The organism is Nocardia terrae (genome assembly GCF_009760405.1).
Lineage (GTDB): Bacteria > Actinomycetota > Actinomycetes > Mycobacteriales > Mycobacteriaceae > Nocardia > Nocardia terrae.
Window position 1 is genome coordinate 109,539 of the sequence record NZ_WRPP01000007.1, and the last position, 19,924, is coordinate 129,462.

At 67.6% G+C, this 19,924-nt stretch carries 19 protein-coding genes; 9 read left to right on the plus strand and 10 right to left on the minus strand.

The window, feature by feature from the left end:
- Window positions 1-11: 11 nt before the first annotated feature.
- A complete protein-coding gene (locus GPX89_RS31390) occupies window positions 12-1,052 on the plus strand; it encodes an NAD(P)-dependent alcohol dehydrogenase (RefSeq protein WP_157391344.1) in 1,041 nt (346 codons plus the stop codon).
- Here the strand turns inward: GPX89_RS31390 and GPX89_RS31395 are convergent, their stop codons facing one another.
- A complete protein-coding gene (locus GPX89_RS31395; protein ID WP_157391345.1) occupies window positions 1,053-1,976 on the minus strand; it encodes an alpha/beta fold hydrolase in 924 nt (307 codons plus the stop codon).
- A gap of 284 nt (window positions 1,977-2,260) precedes the next feature.
- The gene (locus tag GPX89_RS31400; protein ID WP_157391346.1) at window positions 2,261-3,130 is read right to left on the minus strand and encodes a hypothetical protein; all 870 of its coding nucleotides are present in this window, start codon (window positions 3,128-3,130) and stop codon (window positions 2,261-2,263) included.
- 285 nt (window positions 3,131-3,415) lie between these two features.
- Here GPX89_RS31400 and GPX89_RS31405 point away from each other — a divergent pair, with 285 nt between their 5' ends.
- Both GPX89_RS31405 and GPX89_RS31410 read left to right on the plus strand, forming a co-directional pair.
- Window positions 3,416-4,939 carry an amino acid permease gene (locus GPX89_RS31405; protein ID WP_328602498.1) on the plus strand — a complete coding sequence of 508 codons (1,524 nt, stop codon included), beginning with the start codon at window positions 3,416-3,418 and terminating at the stop codon, window positions 4,937-4,939.
- Between the two features lie 146 nt (window positions 4,940-5,085).
- Window positions 5,086-5,373, plus strand: a complete 288-nt coding sequence (locus GPX89_RS31410; protein WP_157391602.1) for a hypothetical protein — start codon at window positions 5,086-5,088, stop codon at window positions 5,371-5,373.
- Between the two features lie 109 nt (window positions 5,374-5,482).
- Here the strand turns inward: GPX89_RS31410 and GPX89_RS31415 are convergent, their stop codons facing one another.
- Window positions 5,483-6,127: a DUF305 domain-containing protein gene (locus GPX89_RS31415; RefSeq protein ID WP_157391347.1), complete on the minus strand. Its 645-nt coding sequence runs from the start codon at window positions 6,125-6,127 to the stop codon at window positions 5,483-5,485.
- 55 nt (window positions 6,128-6,182) lie between these two features.
- On the minus strand, window positions 6,183-6,605 hold the full coding sequence (locus GPX89_RS44980) for a DUF6153 family protein (RefSeq protein WP_328602499.1): 423 nt from the start codon (window positions 6,603-6,605) through the stop codon (window positions 6,183-6,185).
- A gap of 96 nt (window positions 6,606-6,701) precedes the next feature.
- Here GPX89_RS44980 and GPX89_RS31420 point away from each other — a divergent pair, with 96 nt between their 5' ends.
- Both GPX89_RS31420 and GPX89_RS31425 read left to right on the plus strand, forming a co-directional pair.
- Window positions 6,702-7,619 carry a ribonuclease Z gene (locus GPX89_RS31420; protein WP_328602500.1) on the plus strand — a complete coding sequence of 306 codons (918 nt, stop codon included), beginning with the start codon at window positions 6,702-6,704 and terminating at the stop codon, window positions 7,617-7,619.
- A gap of 40 nt (window positions 7,620-7,659) precedes the next feature.
- The gene (locus GPX89_RS31425) at window positions 7,660-9,336 is read left to right on the plus strand and encodes a DUF885 domain-containing protein (RefSeq protein ID WP_235948556.1); all 1,677 of its coding nucleotides are present in this window, start codon (window positions 7,660-7,662) and stop codon (window positions 9,334-9,336) included.
- A 13-nt stretch (window positions 9,337-9,349) separates the two neighbouring features.
- Here GPX89_RS31425 and GPX89_RS31430 read toward each other — a convergent pair whose 3' ends face one another.
- Window positions 9,350-9,622 carry an acyl-CoA-binding protein gene (locus tag GPX89_RS31430; protein WP_157391350.1) on the minus strand — a complete coding sequence of 91 codons (273 nt, stop codon included), beginning with the start codon at window positions 9,620-9,622 and terminating at the stop codon, window positions 9,350-9,352.
- 215 nt (window positions 9,623-9,837) lie between these two features.
- Between GPX89_RS31430 and GPX89_RS31435 the strand changes: the two genes are divergently transcribed.
- The 4 genes from GPX89_RS31435 to GPX89_RS31450 all read left to right on the plus strand — a co-directional run bounded on the left by GPX89_RS31435 (window position 9,838) and on the right by GPX89_RS31450 (window position 14,519).
- On the plus strand, window positions 9,838-11,265 hold the full coding sequence (locus GPX89_RS31435) for an MDR family MFS transporter (RefSeq protein WP_407939505.1): 1,428 nt from the start codon (window positions 9,838-9,840) through the stop codon (window positions 11,263-11,265).
- Between the two features lie 118 nt (window positions 11,266-11,383).
- On the plus strand, window positions 11,384-12,556 hold the full coding sequence (locus GPX89_RS31440) for a class I SAM-dependent methyltransferase (RefSeq protein ID WP_328602501.1): 1,173 nt from the start codon (window positions 11,384-11,386) through the stop codon (window positions 12,554-12,556).
- Between the two features lie 14 nt (window positions 12,557-12,570).
- Window positions 12,571-13,497 carry an LLM class F420-dependent oxidoreductase gene (locus tag GPX89_RS31445; protein ID WP_328602572.1) on the plus strand — a complete coding sequence of 309 codons (927 nt, stop codon included), beginning with the start codon at window positions 12,571-12,573 and terminating at the stop codon, window positions 13,495-13,497.
- Window positions 13,498-13,655: 158 nt separating this feature from the next.
- On the plus strand, window positions 13,656-14,519 hold the full coding sequence (locus GPX89_RS31450) for a Bax inhibitor-1/YccA family protein (protein ID WP_328602502.1): 864 nt from the start codon (window positions 13,656-13,658) through the stop codon (window positions 14,517-14,519).
- 70 nt (window positions 14,520-14,589) lie between these two features.
- Here the strand turns inward: GPX89_RS31450 and GPX89_RS31455 are convergent, their stop codons facing one another.
- The 5 genes from GPX89_RS31455 to aspA form a co-directional block, all read right to left on the minus strand.
- Window positions 14,590-14,928, minus strand: a complete 339-nt coding sequence (locus GPX89_RS31455; protein WP_157391352.1) for a DUF1330 domain-containing protein — start codon at window positions 14,926-14,928, stop codon at window positions 14,590-14,592.
- A 66-nt stretch (window positions 14,929-14,994) separates the two neighbouring features.
- Window positions 14,995-15,789: a succinate dehydrogenase/fumarate reductase iron-sulfur subunit gene (locus GPX89_RS31460; protein WP_157391353.1), complete on the minus strand. Its 795-nt coding sequence runs from the start codon at window positions 15,787-15,789 to the stop codon at window positions 14,995-14,997.
- Window positions 15,786-17,681, minus strand: coding sequence for a fumarate reductase/succinate dehydrogenase flavoprotein subunit (locus tag GPX89_RS31465; protein WP_328602503.1), 1,896 nt, complete (start codon window positions 17,679-17,681; stop codon window positions 15,786-15,788). The genes GPX89_RS31460 and GPX89_RS31465 overlap by 4 nt, the downstream gene beginning before the upstream one ends.
- Complete coding sequence (locus tag GPX89_RS31470) at window positions 17,662-18,447, minus strand: hypothetical protein (protein WP_328602504.1); 786 nt, start codon at window positions 18,445-18,447, stop codon at window positions 17,662-17,664. Before GPX89_RS31470 ends, GPX89_RS31465 begins: the two co-directional genes overlap by 20 nt.
- Window positions 18,444-19,850, minus strand: a complete 1,407-nt coding sequence (gene aspA / locus GPX89_RS31475) for an aspartate ammonia-lyase (protein WP_407939511.1) — start codon at window positions 19,848-19,850, stop codon at window positions 18,444-18,446. Before aspA ends, GPX89_RS31470 begins: the two co-directional genes overlap by 4 nt.
- Window positions 19,851-19,924 lie beyond the last annotated feature (74 nt).

The following is a 19,924-nucleotide window of genomic DNA, read 5'->3' on the forward strand; positions in this document are numbered from 1 at the left end:
AAGGAAGCACGATGCGCGCACTGCAGTGGATCGGTCCGGAGAAGGTGCAGATCAACGACATTCCCGTCCCGGACATCGGCCCCACCGACCTGCTCGTCAAGGTCGGCGCCGCGGGTGTCTGCCACTCCGATCTGACCCTGGTCAACTTCCCGATCCAGCTGCGCGAGGAACCGCTCACCCTCGGCCACGAGATCGCGGGCACCGTCGAGGCCATCGGCTCGGACGTGAACGGCCGCGAGATCGGCGAGCGCGGCGTGGTCTACCTGTTCTGGACCTGCGGCGTCTGCCGCGAATGCGTGAGCGGCAACGAGAACGTCTGCCTGGCCGCCGGCCGCGTCGCCATGCCGCCCTGCCCGGGGCTCACCATGGACGGCGGCATGTCGGAGTACGTGCGCATCCCGGCGAGCGCTTTCGTGCCGATCGGCGATCTCGACTTCCTGCAGGCCGCGCCGGTCGCCGATGCGGCGCTGACCGCCTACCACGCCATCAACGGCGCGCGAGAAGCCTTGCGGCCCGGCGGAACCGCCGTGGCCATCGGCATCGGCGGGCTCGGGCACGTGGGCGTGCAGATCCTCAACGCCATCTCCGGGGTGCGGGTGATCGCGGTGGACCAGGCGCAGGAGAAGCTGGACCTGGCCGCGGATTGCGGTGCGGCACTGGGCATCCTGTCCGGGCCCGACGCCGCCAAGGAGATCCTCGATCTCACCGACGGCCGCGGCGCGGACGCCGTCTTCGACTTCGCGGGAGTGGACGCCACCGCCAGGCTGGCCTGTGAGACCGTGGCTCCCAACGGGGCCTACCGCATGGTCGGACTCGGCGGCGGCGCGCCGGAGATCACCGCCGGGCCCGCGGGTGGGCCCGGCTGGCCGTGGGGTGCGACGGTGCGAAAGTCGCTGGGCGGCACGCGAAGTGACCTGCACGCCTGTGTCGCCCTGGCGCAGGCGGGCAAGCTGCACATGGAGGTCGAACGCTTCGACCTGGCCGACGGGCCCGAGGCCCTGCGCCGCCTGGACGCGGGCCACATCCGCGGCCGCGCGGTGCTGGTGCCCTGATCAGGCGTCGATCTCGCCCAGGAACTTCGCGACCCGGGCGGCGATCTCGTCCGGGAACTCGCCGTTGATGGCGTGCGAGGCTTCCGGCCACACCTCGAACTGCCCGCCGGGCAACAGCTTTCGCGCCTTGTCCACGGTCCTGCGCGCGTTCTGCACGATGCTGCGCCCGCCGTAGATGCCGAGGATCGGCATCCCGAGCGTCGAAAGCTGTTCCTTGGTCGGCTTTTTCGTCATCGGCAGGTACGCCGCGAAATCCTTCATGCCGGAGGCGATCAGCCGCCCCTCGGGCAGCTCCTCCGGTGCCGACACCCCGCCGGAGATCCAGCTCAACAACTTGTTGCGCCAGGCGTCCGGCATCCCGGGCAGCACCGACCCCAGCGACACTGTGATCATCTTCCAGGTCACCCCGCCGAACACGAACGGCGAATCCAGAATGCTCAACGACGCCACCCGATCCGGATGGTGCACCGCCAGATTCACCGCCGCCCACCCGCCGATCGACACGCCCAGCAGATGCACCGGCCGAGATTCCAACTCCGCCAACGCCTCCGACAGCCACGCCGCCTGATCCACCTCATCGGTCAGCGGCTTGCTCTGCACACTCAACCCCGGCTCGCCGAGCAGATCCACCGTGATCACCGGCCGCACCGCCATCAACCCCGGCAGATTCGCCGCCCACATCGGCGTCGCAGCCTGCCGCCCCGGCAACAGCAGCAGCGGCGTCGCCCCGCCCTCCCCGAACCGATAAGCCCGCACATCCCCGAAACTGGTTGGCACATTGATCGTCTCGCGCACGCTCGGCAGCATCCCGAACCCATCCCGATACGCCCCCGCATACCGCCGATACCCCGCCGTCTCACGGAAGTACCCGACCCGCTTGCCCTTGAACTTCGGCCCCACGTTGCTCTCGGGAAACTCGACCATGCCCCCAGGCTAATCTCCCCCATGGGGTGCCATGAAGACCGTGGAAGCCGAAGCCGTGTGATGACCGCTATCGCGACTCCCATGGGGAGGATTCGGCTGGACGAGGTTGCACGCGATCGCCGGAATCATCAAGACGTCGAGGAATACCGGCGACCCCACCTGCCGGGCCGATGATGAAGGCCGATGATGAAGGCGACCATGACAATTCCGGCCTCAGTGATGGCGAAGTGGTGCGGCGATTCTGTGGTGAGGAGTTGATTCCCGCAAAGCCCGTCGGGTGAATCTCACTGCAGCCCGGCGATTCTGCGTTGGAGCCAGCGGCGGGATTCGGCGTCTCGGGCGTGGAGGATGATCTTGCGGCGGGAAGTGGGGGAGAGGGCGGAGAGTAGGCGGGGGAGGCGTTTTCGGGTGTCCCAGCTGAGGAGGTAGCGGACTGCGCCGGTGGTGGCGGGGGTGTCGGAGAGTTCTATCGCGGCGGCGAAATCGGTGGGGGTTTCGAGGTCGAGGAAGTGTTGGGGGATGTCTTCGTGCATCGGGTAACCCGAATAGGCGCCGGTGCCCGCGCCGAACCAGGCGCACAGGCGGAGGATGCGGTCGACGGGGTCGGGGTGGGCGGCGAGGAGCACGGTGCGGAGTTCGAGGATCTGGGGCTCGGTCAGGTCGTGGCCGGTGCGGGAGGTTTCGAGGAACAACTCGGTGTGGGGTGCGAGGGCCTCGGGGATTTCGGCCGCCCATTCGCGGGCGATGCGGTCGCTTTCGGCGCGGCGTTGTTCGTCGGCGCGGAATTCGCGCAGGGGCGCCGAAACGCCGCGCACCGCGAGCCATTCCAGCGAGCGAACGCCGTCGGCCAGCAGGGCGTCCTCACGCCAGCCCTCCCAGCGGACCGAATAGCCGTGGTGCAGGGTCACGGTGGTGAGCTGGCGGTCGGCGGCGTCGAGGAAGTCCAGGGCGACCGAGCCCTGGCACATGCAGACGAATCCGGGCAAGTCGGCGATGTGCAGGGCCTCGCGCAGCGCCTGGACGGCAACCGGATCGCGTTCCACCAGCAGCGGCACCGAATCCCCGGGCATCTCCCGGACCCGCACACCGTGCGCTCGCGCGAGCACCTGATCGAGCGCACCCGGATCACCGGTGGGTGCTCCCCCGAAAGCCATACCGAAACATTAATCCGACCCGCCGGTCCTCGGCGTGGCGTCGACGCGGCACGCGGGCCGGTGAACATTGTCCAGACGGTTGCTGAACTGGTACGTACCAGCTGGTGATACGGTTTCGTGTGACGCCGATAACTCGGACCCCGACCGGGGTCCGATCGCAGTGACGGGGCTGGACCCAGCGAGTCTTTCTGCAGGCCACCAGCGAAAGTGCACCGACCGGGAGCTGAACTGTGGCTGACCGGTGAGAACTGCATTGTTGCCGAGAAGCCAAATATAGGAGAGACAGTGGCGATTTCGGACTCCCAGCGGGGCGCTACCGGTCCCGCCGCCGGCCGCACCACCGGACTGTTCCGCACCAAGAGCGTCGAACAGTCCATCCGGGACACCGACGATCCCGATGCCAAGCTGCGCAAGGACCTGACCTCGTGGGACCTCACGGTCTTCGGCGTCGCGGTCGTGGTCGGCGCGGGTATCTTCACCCTCACCGCGCGCACCGCGGGCAACATGGCCGGCCCCGCGGTCTCGCTGGCCTTCGTGTTCGCCGCCGTGGCCTGCGGCCTGGCCGCGCTCTGCTACGCCGAATTCGCCTCGACCGTGCCGGTCGCCGGTAGCGCGTACACCTTCTCCTACGCCACCTTCGGCGAGCTCGTCGCCTGGATCATCGGCTGGGACCTCATCCTCGAATTCGCGCTCGGCACTTCGGTCGTGGCCAAGGGCTGGTCGCAGTACCTGGGCACGGTCATGGGCGGGCATCAGCCCATCTGGCACTTCGGGTCGGTCAAATTCGATTGGGGCGCGGTGCTGCTGATCGCCATCCTCGGCGTGCTGCTGGCCGCGGGCACCAAGCTGTCCTCGCGCGTCTCGGCCGTGGCGGTCGCCATCAAGCTGGCCGTCATCGCGCTGGTGGTCGTGGTCGGCGCGACCTACTTCAAGGCCTCGAACCTGAAGCCGTTCGTCCCGGCATCGGTGCCCAACACCGATACCGGCGGCTCGCACACGCTGCAGCAGACCCTGTTCCAGCTGGTCACCGGCGGCGGCAACAGCCACTTCGGCTGGTACGGCCTGCTGGCCGCGGCCTCGATCGTGTTCTTCGCCTTCATCGGCTTCGACGTGGTCGCCACCGCCGCCGAGGAGACCAAGGACCCGCAGCGCAACGTTCCGCGCGGCATCCTGGGTTCGCTCGCCATCGTGACCGTGCTGTACGTGGCGGTCTCGCTGGTGCTCACCGGCATGGTCTCCTACAAGGACCTGCAGGGCGACGATGCCACGCTCGCAACGGCTTTCGCGCTGCACGGCGTCACCTGGGCCAAGAACCTCATCTCCATCGGCGCGCTGGCCGGTCTGACCACGGTCGTCATGGTGCTGTTCCTGGGCCAGACCCGCGTGCTGTTCGCCATGTCCCGCGACGGCCTGATGCCGCGCAAGCTGGCCCACACCGGGCCCAAGGGCACCCCGGTGCGGATCACCGCCATCGTCGGCGTCATCTGCGCGGTGCTGGCCGGTTTCGTGGACTTCGGCACCCTCGAAGAAATGGTCAATATCGGCACGCTGTTCGCGTTCGTGCTGGTGTCCATCGGCGTGGTCGTGCTGCGCAAGTCGCGCCCGGACCTGAAGCGCGGCTTCCGGGTTCCGCTGGTGCCGTTCGTCCCGATCCTGTCGGTGATCGCGTGCGCGTGGCTGATGTTCAACCTGTCGGTGGAGACCTGGCTGCGGTTCGTCATCTGGATGGCGATCGGCATGGTCGTGTACTTCGCCTACGGCCGCCGGCACTCGCTGCTGGCGCTGCGTGGAGACAAAACCAGTAGCTGATCGGCTGCTCGAGTTCGGTGCCGGTGGTGTGTCGTCGCTATGACACCCCGCGAATGCGGTTCAATTGCTCTGAATAGTGAGAGTTGTGCCACAAGATCCGCGCCACCAGCACCGATTCAGCATCCCGAGAGGAACCGATCGTGAGCATGCTCCTCGCAGTGCATGACGCCTACAACACGGTTGTCGCGCAGATCGGCAACCCCACCCCGGAGACGCCGCCGGTGGCGGACAAGCTGATGAAGCTGGTCCGCTACTTCGACTGGTTCGTCATGCTGTCCGGCGTCACCGCCATCACCTACGGCGGCGGCCGGTTCGCGTGGGAGAAGTGGAGCGGCGGCGGGCTCGAATCACCGAAGATGGTGGCCGGAGCCATGATCGGCGGCGCCACCGCCACCAGCGCCGGAACGATCATGAATTCTGTGATCGGGAGCTGAGACAACTCTCGTAACTCGGGCCTCCGCCTCCCCGCGGCCGGGCTTCGCCCCGGAACCCCAGATCGCGCGCGGGCGCGCCGGAAGCGGCGCGCCCGCTCGCGGCTCGGGGTCAGCTCTGGCCGAGCATGCCGTTCATCTGGTCGATCTCCTTCTGCTGCGCGGTCACGATGGACTGCGCCAGAGCCTTGGAGTCGGCGTTGGCGCCCTGCGCCAGTTCGGTATTCGCCATGTCGATGGCGCCCTTGTGATGCTCGATCATCATCTGCATCCACATCTTGTCGAACTCGGCGCCGGACGCCGCCTCCAGCTTGGCCATCTGGTCCTTCGTCATGATGCCCGGCATATCGTGGTTCATCTCCGCCGCGGGCGCGGGCTTGCCGAAACTCCCCAGCAGCGTGGTGATCTGCTGCATCTCCGGGGACTGCGCCTGCTCCACGGCCTTGGCCAGGGTGATCAGCTGCTGGTTCTGCGAGCGGGTCGGCACCAGCTTCGCCATCTCGACCGCCTGGGCGTGATGCGGGTACATCATGTCCAGGAAGGTCACGTCGGCGTCGTTGAAATCGGTGCGGGTGGCGGCCTGCGCCGAGGTGGTGGCGCCGTGATCCATGCTGGGCATGCTGCCGTGATCCATGGACATGGTGGTGGACGTCGTCGCGGCCTTCGAGGTGTCGCTGCTGCTCGAACAGCCTGCGACCAGCAGGGCGGCGGCAGCGGAACCGGCGATCAGGGCGAGCTTGGCACGGGTGCTGAACATGGTTGAACTCCTTGGGAATTGCTGACGAATCGGGAAATGGGCATGCGGCCGCCCATCAGATCCGCAGAATCGCCAATTCGGCCAGGGACAGCACCGTCCACGGTGGTGGGCGCGCGTGATGCGTGCGCGGTCGGCGCATCGCCGCGGTGCGGGCGTCGCGCGATCCGATCCCGACCCAGGCCAGCAGGGCCAACCCGAGTCCGAGCAGCAGTGCCGAGAGCACGAACAGGCAGCCGTGCATGCCGGCGTGGCCGTTCCCGCAGTCGCCGCCGCAGCCGGGCGCGGACATGTGGTGGCTCGGGTCCGAGGCCATCGCGGCCGAAGCGCTCATCGCGTGCGACGGGGAGGCCATCGCGTGCTCGGCGTCCCCGTGGCTCATGCCCAGCACGAGCGCGTGCATGGCCACGATCCCGGCCATCAGCGCGAGCAGCCCGAAGGCCCGGATGAACCGGGTGCCTCGCGACTGCTGTTCGATCACGCGGCCATCCTACCGAATACCCCCTATCCGTATCCGAGGGGACGCGCCCGGCTTGCCACCGCGAGGATCACCGACCCGGACGGTAGCCTGGCGGCCGTGTCACAGCGCGAACTGGTCATCCTTGGAACGGCCAGCCAAGTACCGACCAAGCAGCGCAATCACAACGGCTACCTGCTGCGCTGGGACCGGGAGGGGCTGCTGTTCGACCCGGGGGAGGGCACCCAGCGACAGATGAGCTTCGCGGGCGTGGCCGCCAGCGGGATCACCCGCATCTGCATCACCCACTTCCACGGCGACCACTGCTTCGGCCTGCCCGGGGTGCTGGGCCGCATCAGCCTCGACGGCGCGCTGCACCCGGTGGGCGTGTACTTCCCGGCCTCGGGTGAGGTCTTCTACGAGCGGCTCATCGATTCGTCCGCGCACAACCGCCAGGTCGAACTGGAACCGCATCCGATCACCGACAATGGTGAATTGCCGCCGCCCGGAGCCGGATTCACCCTGCGGGCGGCCCGCCTCTCGCATCCGGTGGAGACCTTCGGCTACCGCCTCGACGAGCCGGACAGCCGCCGCTTCGTGCCCGAGCGACTGCGCGAGCTGGGCCTGTCGGGCCCGGTGGTCGGCGAGTTGCAGCGCCGCGGCGAGGTCGAGATCGGCGGGCGCACCATCACTCTCGACGAGGTCAGTGAGGACCGCCCCGGCCAGAGCTTCGCCTTCGTCATGGACACCCGCCTCTGCGACGGCGTCTACGACCTGGCCCGCGATGTCGACATGCTCGTCATCGAGTCCACCTTCGTCGACGCCGACGAGCAGCTGGCCGTCGAATACGGACACCTCACCGCCGGTCAGGCCGCCCGGGTCGCGGCCGAATCCGGTGTGCGGACCCTGGTCCTGACCCACTACTCCCAGCGCTACCGCACCCTGGACCAGCACCTGGCCGACGCCCGCGCTCAGTTCGACGGCGAGATCGTGGTGGCCGAGGACCTCATGCGCATTCCGCTGCCGCCGCGCCGCTGATTCCCGGCACGATGGCCGGCCGCTCGGCATGATGGTCGGCATGGATGCCCACGAGGAACTCACCGGACTCGCCGACCGCTATTGGGATGCCATGCTGGAGTCCTCTCCCAGTTCGGCAACGCTGTTGGGGGACAGGCGCTTCGATGATCGGATCGAGGACCTGTCCGCCGGGGCCGAGGAACGGCTACTGGGCACGTGGCGGGGGCTGCTCGCCGAGGTGGACGCCCTCGATCCGGCGCGGTTGAACGTCGAGGATCGGACCACCCGCAGCCTGCTGCGCACCGAATTGGCCTCGGCCGTCGCGCATCTGGAATGGCGTCCGGTCGAGATGGCCTCGGACCAGATGACCGGCGTGCACGCCGACATGTTGACGGCGGCTCCCCAGGTCAACGCGCCCGAACCGGAGAACGCGCGGCGGCTCGTGCAGCGCTACCGGCAGTTCGGGACGCTGATGAGCCAGGCCGTGGAGCGGTTCCGGGCGGGGCTGGCGGCCGGGCGCACGCCCACGCACATCACCATCGAGCGCTCGCTCAACCAGCTCGACGGGTATCTGGCCTCCGACCTGGCCTCCGATCCGTTCGTCACGATGGCGGGCCCGGAAGGCTGGGACGGTGAAACCGCTTGGCGCGCAGAGCTGACCGAGGTCACCCGGGATGTCATCCGTCCCGCCTTCGCCGCCTACCGGGAGGTGCTCGCCACCGAACTCGAGCCCGCCGCCCGCCCCGACGACAAGCCCGGCCTGTGCTGGCTCGGCGACGACGGTGCGGATATCTACCGCCGTCTGCTGCACCGCCACACCACGCTGCCCGACCTCGGCGCGGACGAGATCCATCAGCTCGGCCTGGACGAATTGGACCGGCTGCGAGCCGAATACGAGGAGGTCGGCGGCCGCCTGTTCGGGCCTGCCGAGCAGGCCGCCGTCTTCGCCCGCCTGCGTGAGGACACCGCGCTGCGCTACAGCGACGGCGAGGAGATCATGGCCGACGCCCGTGCCTGCCTGGCCGCGGCCAAGGCGGAAATGGGCAACTGGTTCGGCCGGTTGCCGCGGCAGGAATGCGAGATCTACCCGGTCCCGGACTTCCTGGCGGCCGATGCCCCGGCGGCCTACTACTTCACCCCCGCCGCCGACGGGTCACGCCCGGGCGCGTACTACGTCAATCTGCGAGAACCCAAGACCCGCAACCGCTACGAGACTGCGGCTGTCGCGTACCACGAGGCCATCCCCGGCCACCATCTCCAGCTCACCATCGCCACCGAACTCGACCATCTCCCGAGCTTCCAGCGAATGTCCTTCTCCAACACCGCCTTCGTCGAAGGCTGGGCGCTCTACACCGAACGCCTCGCCGACGAAATGGGCTTGTACCCCGACGATCTCACCCGCATCGGCATGCTCGCCGCCGACTCCTGGCGCTCCTGCCGCCTGGTCGTCGACACCGGCCTGCACGCCAAGGGCTGGACCCGCCAACAAGCCATCGACTTCATGCACGCCACCGTCCCGGTCGGCATCGACGAGATCCGCGCCGAAATCGACCGCTACATAGCCATGCCCGGCCAGGCCGTCGCCTACAAGGTCGGCCAACTCGAAATCCGCCGTCAGCGCGCCGAAGTCACCACCCGCCTCGGAAACGCCTTCGACATCAAGGCCTTCCACGACAAGATCCTGGGCTCCGGCTCGGTCAGCCTCCCCGTCCTGCGCGACCTGGCCGCCTCACTCTAGCCTTTCGCGCACATCACGAGCAGTTGGCGAGCGTGTCTTTCGCGATCCGGATGTACTCGGTGGTGGCCGCTTCCTTCGACATCCCCTTCAAGTCGTTCCACGCGTGCCACTTCGCCTTGGCGGTGAAGTCGAACATCCCGGGCGAGTCGGTGGTGTTGTCGCCCACGGTCGCCTGCTTGAAGTGCGAGTACAACTGCAACAGCCGGTCGTTGCCCGGATTGGTCCCGAGGTTCTTGACCCGTTCCGCCAACTGTCCGAATTCAGCATTGTCGAGACCCGTCGTCATCGCTGATCAGCTCCTTGTGAGGGTGGATCCTGCGCTACACGTCGAAGAACCTCATGATGGTGGCACGAGGATGCCTCGGCGACAGACAATTTCACGCAACCAGCCGGAATCGGACGGGATACGCCAGTTGGCCTCCGGCTCGAGGTCACGGGAATAGCCGCTCCTCCCGTGTGTTCGACTCAGATAGTGAGTTGGGCTAACGGGAGGGGTCGCGGGTGACGGCTACGGATGTGAAGTTGTCGATCGGGCTCCGGTCGGAGCGGGGGCCGATTCTCGCGGCGATCATGTTGTCGACGTCGTTGGTGGCCTTGGATTCCACCATCATTGCGACGGCGGTGCTGACGATCACCGATCAGCTCGGTGGGTTTGCGCAGTTCCCTTGGCTTTTCAGCATCTATCTGCTGGCGCAGGCGGTGACCGTGCCGATCTACGGCAAGCTCGCCGACATGGTGGGGCGGAAGCCGGTGATGCTGTTCGGGATCGGGGTGTTCGCGGTGGGGTCGCTGTTGTGCGGGCTGGCCACCAGCATGATCGGGCTGATCGCGTTTCGGGCGGTGCAGGGGATCGGGGCGGGGGCGGTGAGCCCGATCTCGATGACCATCGCGGGGGATATCTACACCGTGCAGGAGCGGGCCAAGGTGCAGGCGTATCTGGCGAGCGTGTGGGCGGCGTCGTCGGTGCTCGGGCCGCTGCTGGGCGGGGTGTTCTCCGAATACATCAGCTGGCGGTGGATTTTCCTGATCAACCTGCCGTTGGCGGCGTTGGCGGCGTGGATGATCCTGCGCAAGTTCACCGAAAGCGCTCCGCGGCAGAGCCATCGGATCGACTATCTCGGTGCGGGACTGCTCACCGTCGGTGCGGGCGCGCTGATTCTGGCGCTGCTCGAGGGCGGGCAGGCGTGGGCCTGGAACTCGCCGGCGAGTCTGGCGCTGTTCGCCGGCGGCGCGATCGTGCTGGCGGGGTTCGCGCTGGTGGAACGGCGGGCGGCGAATCCGATTCTGCCGCTGTGGGTTTTCCATCGCCGGATCGTGGTGGCGAGCAGTCTGGCCTCGCTGCTGGTCGGCGCGATTCTGCTGGGCCTGACCTCCTATGTGCCGACCTTCGCGCAGGGCGTGCTGGGCAGCGGGGCACTGCTGGCCGGTCTCACCGCCGGGGCGTTGACGCTGGGCTGGCCGGTGACGGCCTCGCAGGCCGGAAAGGTGTACCTGCGGATAGGCTTTCGGTCCACGGCACTGATCGGCAGCGTGCTCGCGGTGCTGGGCGCGGCCTCGCTGCTGCTGGTGGACGAGGATTCGACCCTGCTGCAGGTGGCGATCGGCTGTTTCGTCGTCGGCATGGGAATGGGCCTGGTCGCCAGTCCGACCTTGATCGCCGCGCAGGCCAGTGCCGAGTGGTCCGAGCGCGGCGTGGTGACCGCGACGAACATCTTCGCGCGGTCGATCGGCAGCGCGGTCGGTGTCGCGGTGTTCGGTGCGCTGGTCAATGCCCGGCTGGGCAAGGTCGAGCATCCGGCGGCGGCCGCGCTCGCGCCCGCGGTGCACCTGGTCTTCCTCGGGGTGGCCGCCATGGCGGTGGTGCTCATCGGCGCCGCCGCGGTCATGCCCCGGCGAAGCGAGGGCAATCCGGTAAACGCTTCGGCGTGAAGGCTGTCCGCATATGTTTTGCGGGATCGCTGATTATCGCCGGGCTCATTCAATTCCGGAATATCCGTGGCGAGGAGCCGAATGGAATAGCGCGGCAATGATCTAGCACACTGTAGGTGTGGTTGAGGTCGAGGACGTCTTGCGCCGATTGCGGCGGTATCCGGATGTAGAAGCGGTGAACCTGTTCGCGGTCGATGCCGCGGACCGGCTCATGCTGGATGTCGCCGCCGATTCGCTGACCGCGGCCGGCGGTATCGATTCGCGGCTCGGCCGCGGTGGCCGGGTCGCCGTGATCGACGACGGTTACGGCGCGCTGACCCTGGGCGCGATCGCCGCGCACGACCTGCACGGCGTGCGAGTGCATCAGGATTTGCTAACGGGCGAATTGGCGCTCGCCAACAATGCCCGAATTGTCGGATTTACTGATCGCTTCACCACGCACGAATTGGGCCCGGAATTACTCGGTGACGTGCGGGTGGTGCTGTGGCGGCTGCCGCGCGCCCTGTCCGGCCTGGCCGAGACCGCCGAGGCCATCGCCCGCTTCGCCGCGCCCGAGGTCGAGGTCTTCGCGGGCGGCCGCGACAAATACCTGACCCCCGCCATGAACGAGGTGCTCGCCGAGTCCTTCGGCTCGGTGCGCGCCAGCCGCGGCCGCCAGAAGTCCCGGATCCTGCTGGCCTCGGACCCGAAATCGATTGGCGAGCCGCGCTTCCCGGTGCGCAACCGGCTCGACGACCGCGACCTGGACGTGGTCGCGCACGGCGCGGCCTTCTCGGGCCCGCGCCTGGACATCGGCACCCGTTTCCTGCTCGACTACCTCGAGCGCATGAAGCCCGACGCCCGTGACGCCATCGATCTCGGTTGCGGCACCGGCATTCTCGCGGCGGCCCTGGCCAAGGCGCGCCCCGGCATCCGGGTGACCGCGACCGACCAGTCCGCCGCCGCGGTGGCCTCCACCCGCGCCACCGCCGCCGCCAACGGTGTGGCCGACCGCATTACGGTGCTGCAGGACGACGCCATGTCCAGCGCCCCGGACAACAGCGCCGATCTGGTGCTGTGCAATCCGCCCTTCCACGTCGGCGCGGCCGTGCACACCGGCTCGGCCATCAAGATGTTCCAGCAGACCGGTCGCGTGCTGCGACCCGGCGGCGAGCTGTGGACCGTCTACAACACGCACCTCAACTATCGGGGCGTCATGGAGCGCATGGTCGGCAAAACCGATGTGATGGGCCGCAATCGCAAGTTCACCGTGACCCGGTCGGTGCGCGGTCTGCACGACGCCGAACAATAGGGCTCATGGGACGAATCGATCTTCGAGTCTTCACCGAACCCCAGCAGGGCGCGTCCTACGACACCCTGCGCACCGTCGCCAAGACCGCCGAGGACCTCGGCTACGACGCCTTCTTCCGCTCCGACCACTACCTGAAGATGGGCGACGCCGACGGCCTGCCCGGCCCCACCGACGCCTGGATCACCCTGGCCGGGCTGGCCCGCGAGACCCGCCGCATCCGGCTGGGCACCCTGGTCACCTCGGCGACCTTCCGTCATCCGGGCGTGCTGGCCATCGAGGTGGCGCAGGTCGACGCCATGTCCGGCGGCCGCGTCGAATTCGGCTTCGGCGCGGGCTGGTTCGAGGCCGAGCACAAGGCGTACGGCATTCCGTTCCCGGCCGCGAAGTTCCCCCGCTTCGAGGAGCAGCTGGCCATCGTCACCGGCCTGTGGTCGACGCCGGTCGGCGAGACGTTCTCCTTCTCCGGCGAGCACTACACGCTCACCGATTCCCCGGCGCTGCCCAAGCCCGCCCAGGCGCGCATGCCGCTGATCATGGGCGGCATGGGCGCCAAGCGCACCCCGCGCCTGGCCGCCCGGTACGCCACCGAGTTCAATGCCCCTTTCCAGTCCGCCGAGGCCAGTGCCGAGCAGTTCGAGCGAGTCCGCGTGGCCGCCAAGGACGCCGGGCGCGATCCGCTCGACATCACCTTCTCCAACGCCCTGGTCGCGTGTGTCGGCGCGTCGGACGCCGAGGTGGCGAAGCGCGCGGCGGCGATCGGCCGCGAGGTGGACGAGCTGAAGGCCAACGGTCTGGCGGGCAGCCCGGACGAGGTGGTCGACAAGATCGGCCGCTACGCGGAAATCGCTGGTACGAGCCGCATCTACCTGCAGATGCTGGACCTTTCGGACCTGGATCACCTGGAGTTGATCGCCCAGCGCGTGATGAGTCAGCTGGGCTGACGCGCCCGGAACGGGGCGGCGCGTTCAGTAAAGCTCAGGTAAAGTCCAGTTAGTCCGATCTATGGGGGTTCGGGAACTCCGAACCCCCGGAACGCGTTGGACGAGTAGCTTCACAGGCCACGACCTACGTGAGCCGCGACTCCAGAAAGGGACGCACAGTGCGCTCCACATCCAACCCGGTCTTCCGGAACTTGCAGCCGCAGCAGGGCGGCTACGCTGGCTTCGGCCAGGCACCTGGAGCCGGTCAGTTCCCGAACAACCCGTATGGTCAGCAGCCCCCGCAGTACCCGGGCGGCTATCAGCAGCCCTACCAGCCCGCGGTCCCCACCACCCGCCCGATGACCATCGACGACGTGGTGCAGAAGACCGGCATCACCCTCGGTGTCACCGCGCTGGGCGCGATCCTCTCCTACGCGCTCACCGCCTCCAACCACAGCCTGGCGATGCTGTTCGTCGCGCTCGGCGGTCTGGGCGGCTTCGCGCTGGCCATGGTCATCAGCTTCGGCCGCAAGCAGGACAACCCGGCGCTGGTGCTCAGCTACGCCGCGCTGGAGGGCCTGTTCCTGGGCGCGTTCTCGTTCCTGTTCACCAATGTCGCCTTCGGCGGCGTGGGCGGTTCCGGCCTGATCGCGCAGGCGGTGCTCGGCACCTTCGGTGTGTTCTTCGGCATGCTCGTGGTCTACAAGACCGGTGCGATCCGCGTCACCCCGCGCTTCACCCGCATGATCGTCGGCGCCATGATCGGCATCCTGGTGCTGATGCTCGGCAACCTGATCGCGGCCTTCTTCACCCCGGGCGGTTTCGGCCTGCGTGACGGCGGCACCCTGTCGATCATCTTCAGCCTCGTCGTGATCGGCGTCGCGGCCTTCAGCTTCCTGCTCGACTTCGACGCCGCCGACCAGCTCATCCGGGCCCAGGCTCCGGAGAAGGCGGCCTGGGGCGTGGCGTTCGGCCTGACCGTCACCCTGGTCTGGCTGTACCTCGAGATCCTGCGCCTGCTGAGCTACTTCCAGGACCGGTAGTAATTCGTACAGAGTGGGCGGGCACCGGATTCCGGTGCCCGCCCACTTTTTTGTAGCCAAGCCTGAGAGCTCATCGTTCGATAGCGACTCCCTTCAAAACGTCGGTTGCCACATGGTCCTCGCCACAGTGCGGGGCGAGAATTCCGATGCCCGCGGCATTGTCGGTCCGCAGGTGCACGATCTCCTGGTAGGCGGGGGAGTGGTACCAGTCCGAAGCCGCCTCGTAGTCCGGGAATTCGATGACGATGATGTTCGCGTCCTTCGGCCCCTCGAACACGTGCTGCGCGCCGCCGTGGACGATGAACTTGCCGCCGAAGGGCGCGAGGGTGCCGTCGATGCGCTCGAGGTACTCGACGATCTCGGCATTGACATCCACGTTCCACAGGATGGCGGTGGCGTAGGCAGGCATTTCGGGCTCCAGACCTTGTTTTTCCTTGGTGCCCTCGATATTTCCCGGTCTCGGGAACGAAAGCGATTACCTGTCGGGTAAAGCGGTGCCCGGAATATGCCTGGCCTCCAGGTGTTCCCGGCGCAGCAGCTTGCTGCCCAGCCAGACCAGCGGATCGTACTTGCGCGAAATCACCTGCTCCTTCAGTGGAATCAGGGCATTGTCGGTGATCTTGATATATTCGGGGCAGACCTCGGTGCAGCATTTGGTGATATTGCAGTAGCCCAGGCCCAGCTCGTCCTGCGCCAGTGCGCGCCGGTCCAGCACGTCGGCGGGATGCATCTGCAATTCCGCCACCCGCATGAGGAAACGCGGACCCGCGAAGGCGGTCATGTTCTCCTCATGGTCTCGAATGGCGTGACAGGTGTTCTGGCACAGGAAGCATTCGATGCATTTGCGGAATTCCTGGCTGCGCTGCACGTCCTCCTGCATCATCCGGTACTCGCCGGGTCGCGTGCCCGCCGCGGGTTGGAAAGGCGGCACCTCGCGGGCCTTGATGTAGTTGAACGACACATCGGTGACCAGGTCGCGGATGACCGGGAAGGCCCGCAGCGGGGTGATGGTGATGGCGTCGCCGACCACGGCCTGCGCGGCCTGGCTCATGCACATGAGCTTCGGAAAGCCGTTGATCTCGGCCGAGCACGAGCCGCACTTGCCGGCCTTGCAGTTCCAGCGCACCGACAGGTCGGGACACTGGGTGGCCTGCAGACGGTGCACGACATCGAGTACGACCTCGCCCTCGCTCACCTCGACCCGATAGTCCTCGAGCGCGCCGCGGCCGCCGTCCCCGCGCCAGACCCGCACGGTCACTGTCTTTTTCATCGGGCCACTCCCAGCTGGGCCAGTTCGGATTCGGTGAAGTACTTGCGCAGCTCGTCCGGCTCGAACAGGGCCACCAGGTCCGCGCGCATGGGCGGCATGACGCGTCGCGACAGGTGTACCCGGCCGTCGTGATCGCGGCAGGTCAGCACCACGCCACGCCAGGACGGATCCATGGCGGGGAAGTCGCCGCGCGTGTGTCCGCCGCGAGATTCGTTGCGCTCCAGCGCCGATCGCGCCACGCATTCGGCGATGAGGGCCATATTGCGCAGGTCGAAGGTGAGGTGCCAGCCGGTGTGGTACAGCCGATCGCCCTCCACCCGAACGTGTTCCGCGCGCTCGCGCAGCAGCTCGAGCTCGCCGAGCGCCTTGGCCAGCTCGTCGCCGTCGCGGACGATGCCGACCAGCTCGGTCATCACCCGCTGCAGCGCCTGATGCACCTCGTACGGGTTCTCGCCGTCCTCGCGGTCATAGGGTGCGAGAGCCTCGGCCAGCGCGTCCGCGACCGCGGTCTCGTGCACGGCCGGCCTGGAATCGCCCAGCAGCGCAAGATATTCGGCCGCTCCGGCCCCGGCGCGCGCCCCGAAGATGAACAGGTCCGACAGCGAGTTGCCGCCGAGGCGGTTGGAGCCGTGCATGCCGCTGGCGCACTCGCCCGCGGCGAACAGGCCGGGCAGGGTGGTGGCCGTGGTGTCGGCGTCGACGCGCATGCCGCCCATGACGTAGTGCGCGGTCGGACCGACCTCCATCGGCTCCCGCGTGATGTCCACCCCGGCCAGTTCGGCGAACTGGTGGTGCATGGCGGGCAGTCGCCGGCGGATCTCCTCCGGTGACATGCGGGTCGAGACGTCGAGGAACACGCCACCGTGCGGTGAACCCCGTCCGGCCTTCACCTCGGAGTTGATGGCGCGGGCCACCTCGTCGCGGGGCAGCAGTTCCGGTGGCCGCCTGTTGTTCTCGGGATCGGCGTACCAGCGATCGGCCTCGGCCTCGGTCTCGGCGTAGATGGACCGGAACACCTCGGGCACGTAGTCGAACATGAAGCGGCGGCTCTCGCTGTTGCGCAGCACGCCGCCATCGCCGCGCACGCCCTCGGTGACCAGCACGCCGCGCACCGACGGCGGCCACACCATGCCGGTGGGGTGGAACTGGATGAACTCCATGTTCACCAGCTCCGCACCCGCGCGCAGGGCCAGGGCGTGGCCGTCGGCGGTGTAATCCCAGGAGTTGGAGGTGACGGTGTACATCTTGCCCAGACCGCCGGTCGCGAGAATGACGGTCGGGGCGGCGAGCACCACGAATTCGCCGGTCTGCCTGACGTATCCGAACGCGCCGGACACCCGGCCGTCGTCGGTGAGCAGGCGGGTGATGGTGGTCTCGTCGAAGACCTTCAGCCTGGCCTCGGGGTCGCCGAACTCCTCGGCGTCGGCACGCTGGAGGGCGACCAGGCGCTGCTGCAGGGTGCGGATCACCTCGAGTCCGGTGCGGTCGCCGACATGCGCCAGGCGCGGGTACTCGTGCCCGCCGAAGTTGCGCTGGGAGATCAGGCCCTCCGCGGTGCGGTCAAACAGCGCGCCCCAGTGCTCGAGCTCCCAGATGCGGGTGGGGGCCTCCTTGGCGTGCAGCTCGGCCATGCGCCAGTCGTTGAGGAACTTGCCGCCGCGCATGGTGTCTCGGAAGTGCACCTGCCAGTTGTCCTTCGGGTTGCCATTGCCCATGGCCGCGGCCGCGCCGCCCTCGGCCATGACCGTATGCGCCTTGCCGAGCAGGGTTTTGGTGATGACGGCGGTGCGCAGGCCGCGACTGCGGGCCTCGATGGCCGCACGCAGTCCCGCGCCGCCCGCGCCGATCACGACCACGTCGTACTCGTACCGGTCAAAAGAATCTGATGTCACTGATGACTCCCATCGAGAGCAGGCGGACGTAGACGTCCGTGAACGCCACCCAGATCAGCGAGATCCACGCCATGCGCTGGTGGTGCGGGTTGATCAGGCTCACCCAGGTCCACAGCCGGTACCGGATCGGATGGTTCGAGAAGTGCTTGAGCCGGCCGCCGATGGCATGCCGGCAGGCGTGACAGGACAGGGTGTACATCCACAGCAGCGCCGCATTGACGATCAGCACGACCGTACCCAGTCCCATGTGGCCCCAACGGCCGTCGTAGTCGCGGAAGGCGATCACGGCGTCATAGGTCAGCACCACGTTCAAAAGCGCTGCCAGCCAGAAGAAATAGCGGTGCATGTTCTGGATGAACACGAGCGGGAAGCGCGACTCACCGGTGTACTTCTTGTGCGGTTCGCTCACCGCGCACGCGGTCGGCGACTGCCAGAAGGCCCGGTAGTAGGCCTTGCGGTAGTAGTAGCAGGTGAACCGGAATCCCATGGGAATCCAGATGATCAGGATCGAGGGGGTGATCCAGGCCGGCCAGCTCACCCAGCCCCAGCCGTGCATGCCGACATCGGTCAGGTTGGGGGAGTAGAACGGCGAGAGGTACGGGCCGGACGCGTAATGGTCGTTGGCCAGGATGACGTACGCCGCGTAGACGATGAACGCCGTCAGGATGGACGCCGTCACGATCGGCTGCGCCAGCCAATTGTCCAGTCGCAGTGTGCGTTGCGGGATCTGCGCGCGTGTGCGTTCACGCTCGGGGGTGGTGGTCACAGCGTGCGGGCCCGGGGTGCGGTCATCTTCTCGGGGCTCAGCAGCTCGTCCAGGGCGGCCTTGGTCAGCACACCGCGCTCGAGCACCAGGTCGTAGACGCTGCCGCCGGTTTTCAAGGCTTCCTTGGCAATCGCGGCCGCCACCTCGTAGCCGAGCGCGGGCACCAGCGCGGTCACCAGGCCGATGCTGTTGTTGACCAGCTCCTGGCAGCGCTCGCGATTGGCGGTGATGCCGGTGATGCACCGGTTGGTCAGCGTCACGGCGGCATTGCGCAGCATGAGGGTGCCCATGAGCAGGTCGTAGGCCATGATCGGCTCGGCCATGTTCAGCTCGAGCTGGCTGGCCTCGGCGGCCATGGTGACGGTCATGTCGTAGCCGATGAGCTGGAAGCAGACCTGGCTGACGACCTCCGGGATGACCGGGTTGACCTTGCCGGGCATGATCGACGAACCCGGTTGCATGGCGGGCAGATTGATCTCCGCCAGGCCCGCGCGCGGACCCATGGACAGCAGCCGCAGATCGTTGCAGATCTTCGACAGCTGCACCGCGGCGCGCTTCATGGTCGCCGAGACAGCCACGAAGTCGCCCGAATCCTGGGTCGCCTCGACGAGATTGTCGGCCGAGCGGATCGGCAGGCCGGTGACGTCGGCCAGCTTGGCCGCGCACAGTTCGGCGTAACCGGGCGGTGAGGTGATGCCGGTCCCGATGGCGGTCGCGCCCATGTTCGTCACCAGCAGGTCCTCGGAGATGCGCCGCAGATGCGCGATGGCCTCACCCACCATGACGCCGTACGCCCCGAACTCCTGGCCCAGGGTCATGGGGACCGCGTCCTGCAGCTGGGTGCGGCCCATCTTGAGGACGTCGCTGAACTCGGCGGCCTTGGCCTGCAACGCCTTCTGCAGTTCGGCCATCGCCTCGGCGGCGTCGTTCAGCGACAGGTACACGCCCAGCTTGACCGCGGTCGGGTACACGTCATTGGTCGACTGCGAGCAGTTCACATCGTCGTTGGGGTGCAGGAACTGATACTGGCCCTTGCCGTGTCCCATGAGCTCGAGGCCGCGGTTGGCGATGACCTCGTTGGCGTTCATATTGGTCGAGGTGCCCGCGCCGCCTTGCACCATGTCGACGACGAAGTCGCCGTGCAGCTTTCCGGTCAGGATCTCGTCGCAGGCCAGGGTGATGGCCTCGGCCTTCTCGACATCCAGCGCGCCGAGCTCGTAATTGGCCAGTGCGGCAGCCTTTTTCACATAAGCCAGCGCATTCACCAGGTGCCCGAACTTGCGCAGCTTGATGCCCGAGATCTGGAAGTTCTCGATGGCGCGCAGGGTCTGCACGCCGTAGTACGCCTCGGCGGGGATCTCCCGCTCGCCGAGCGAATCATGTTCGCGCCGAATGCCGCCCACCGCGTGCTGCGCGAGCGCCGCCTCCGCCAGTCGACTCGACACCGACTGCAGGCGAGCGGCCACCAACTGGGCGA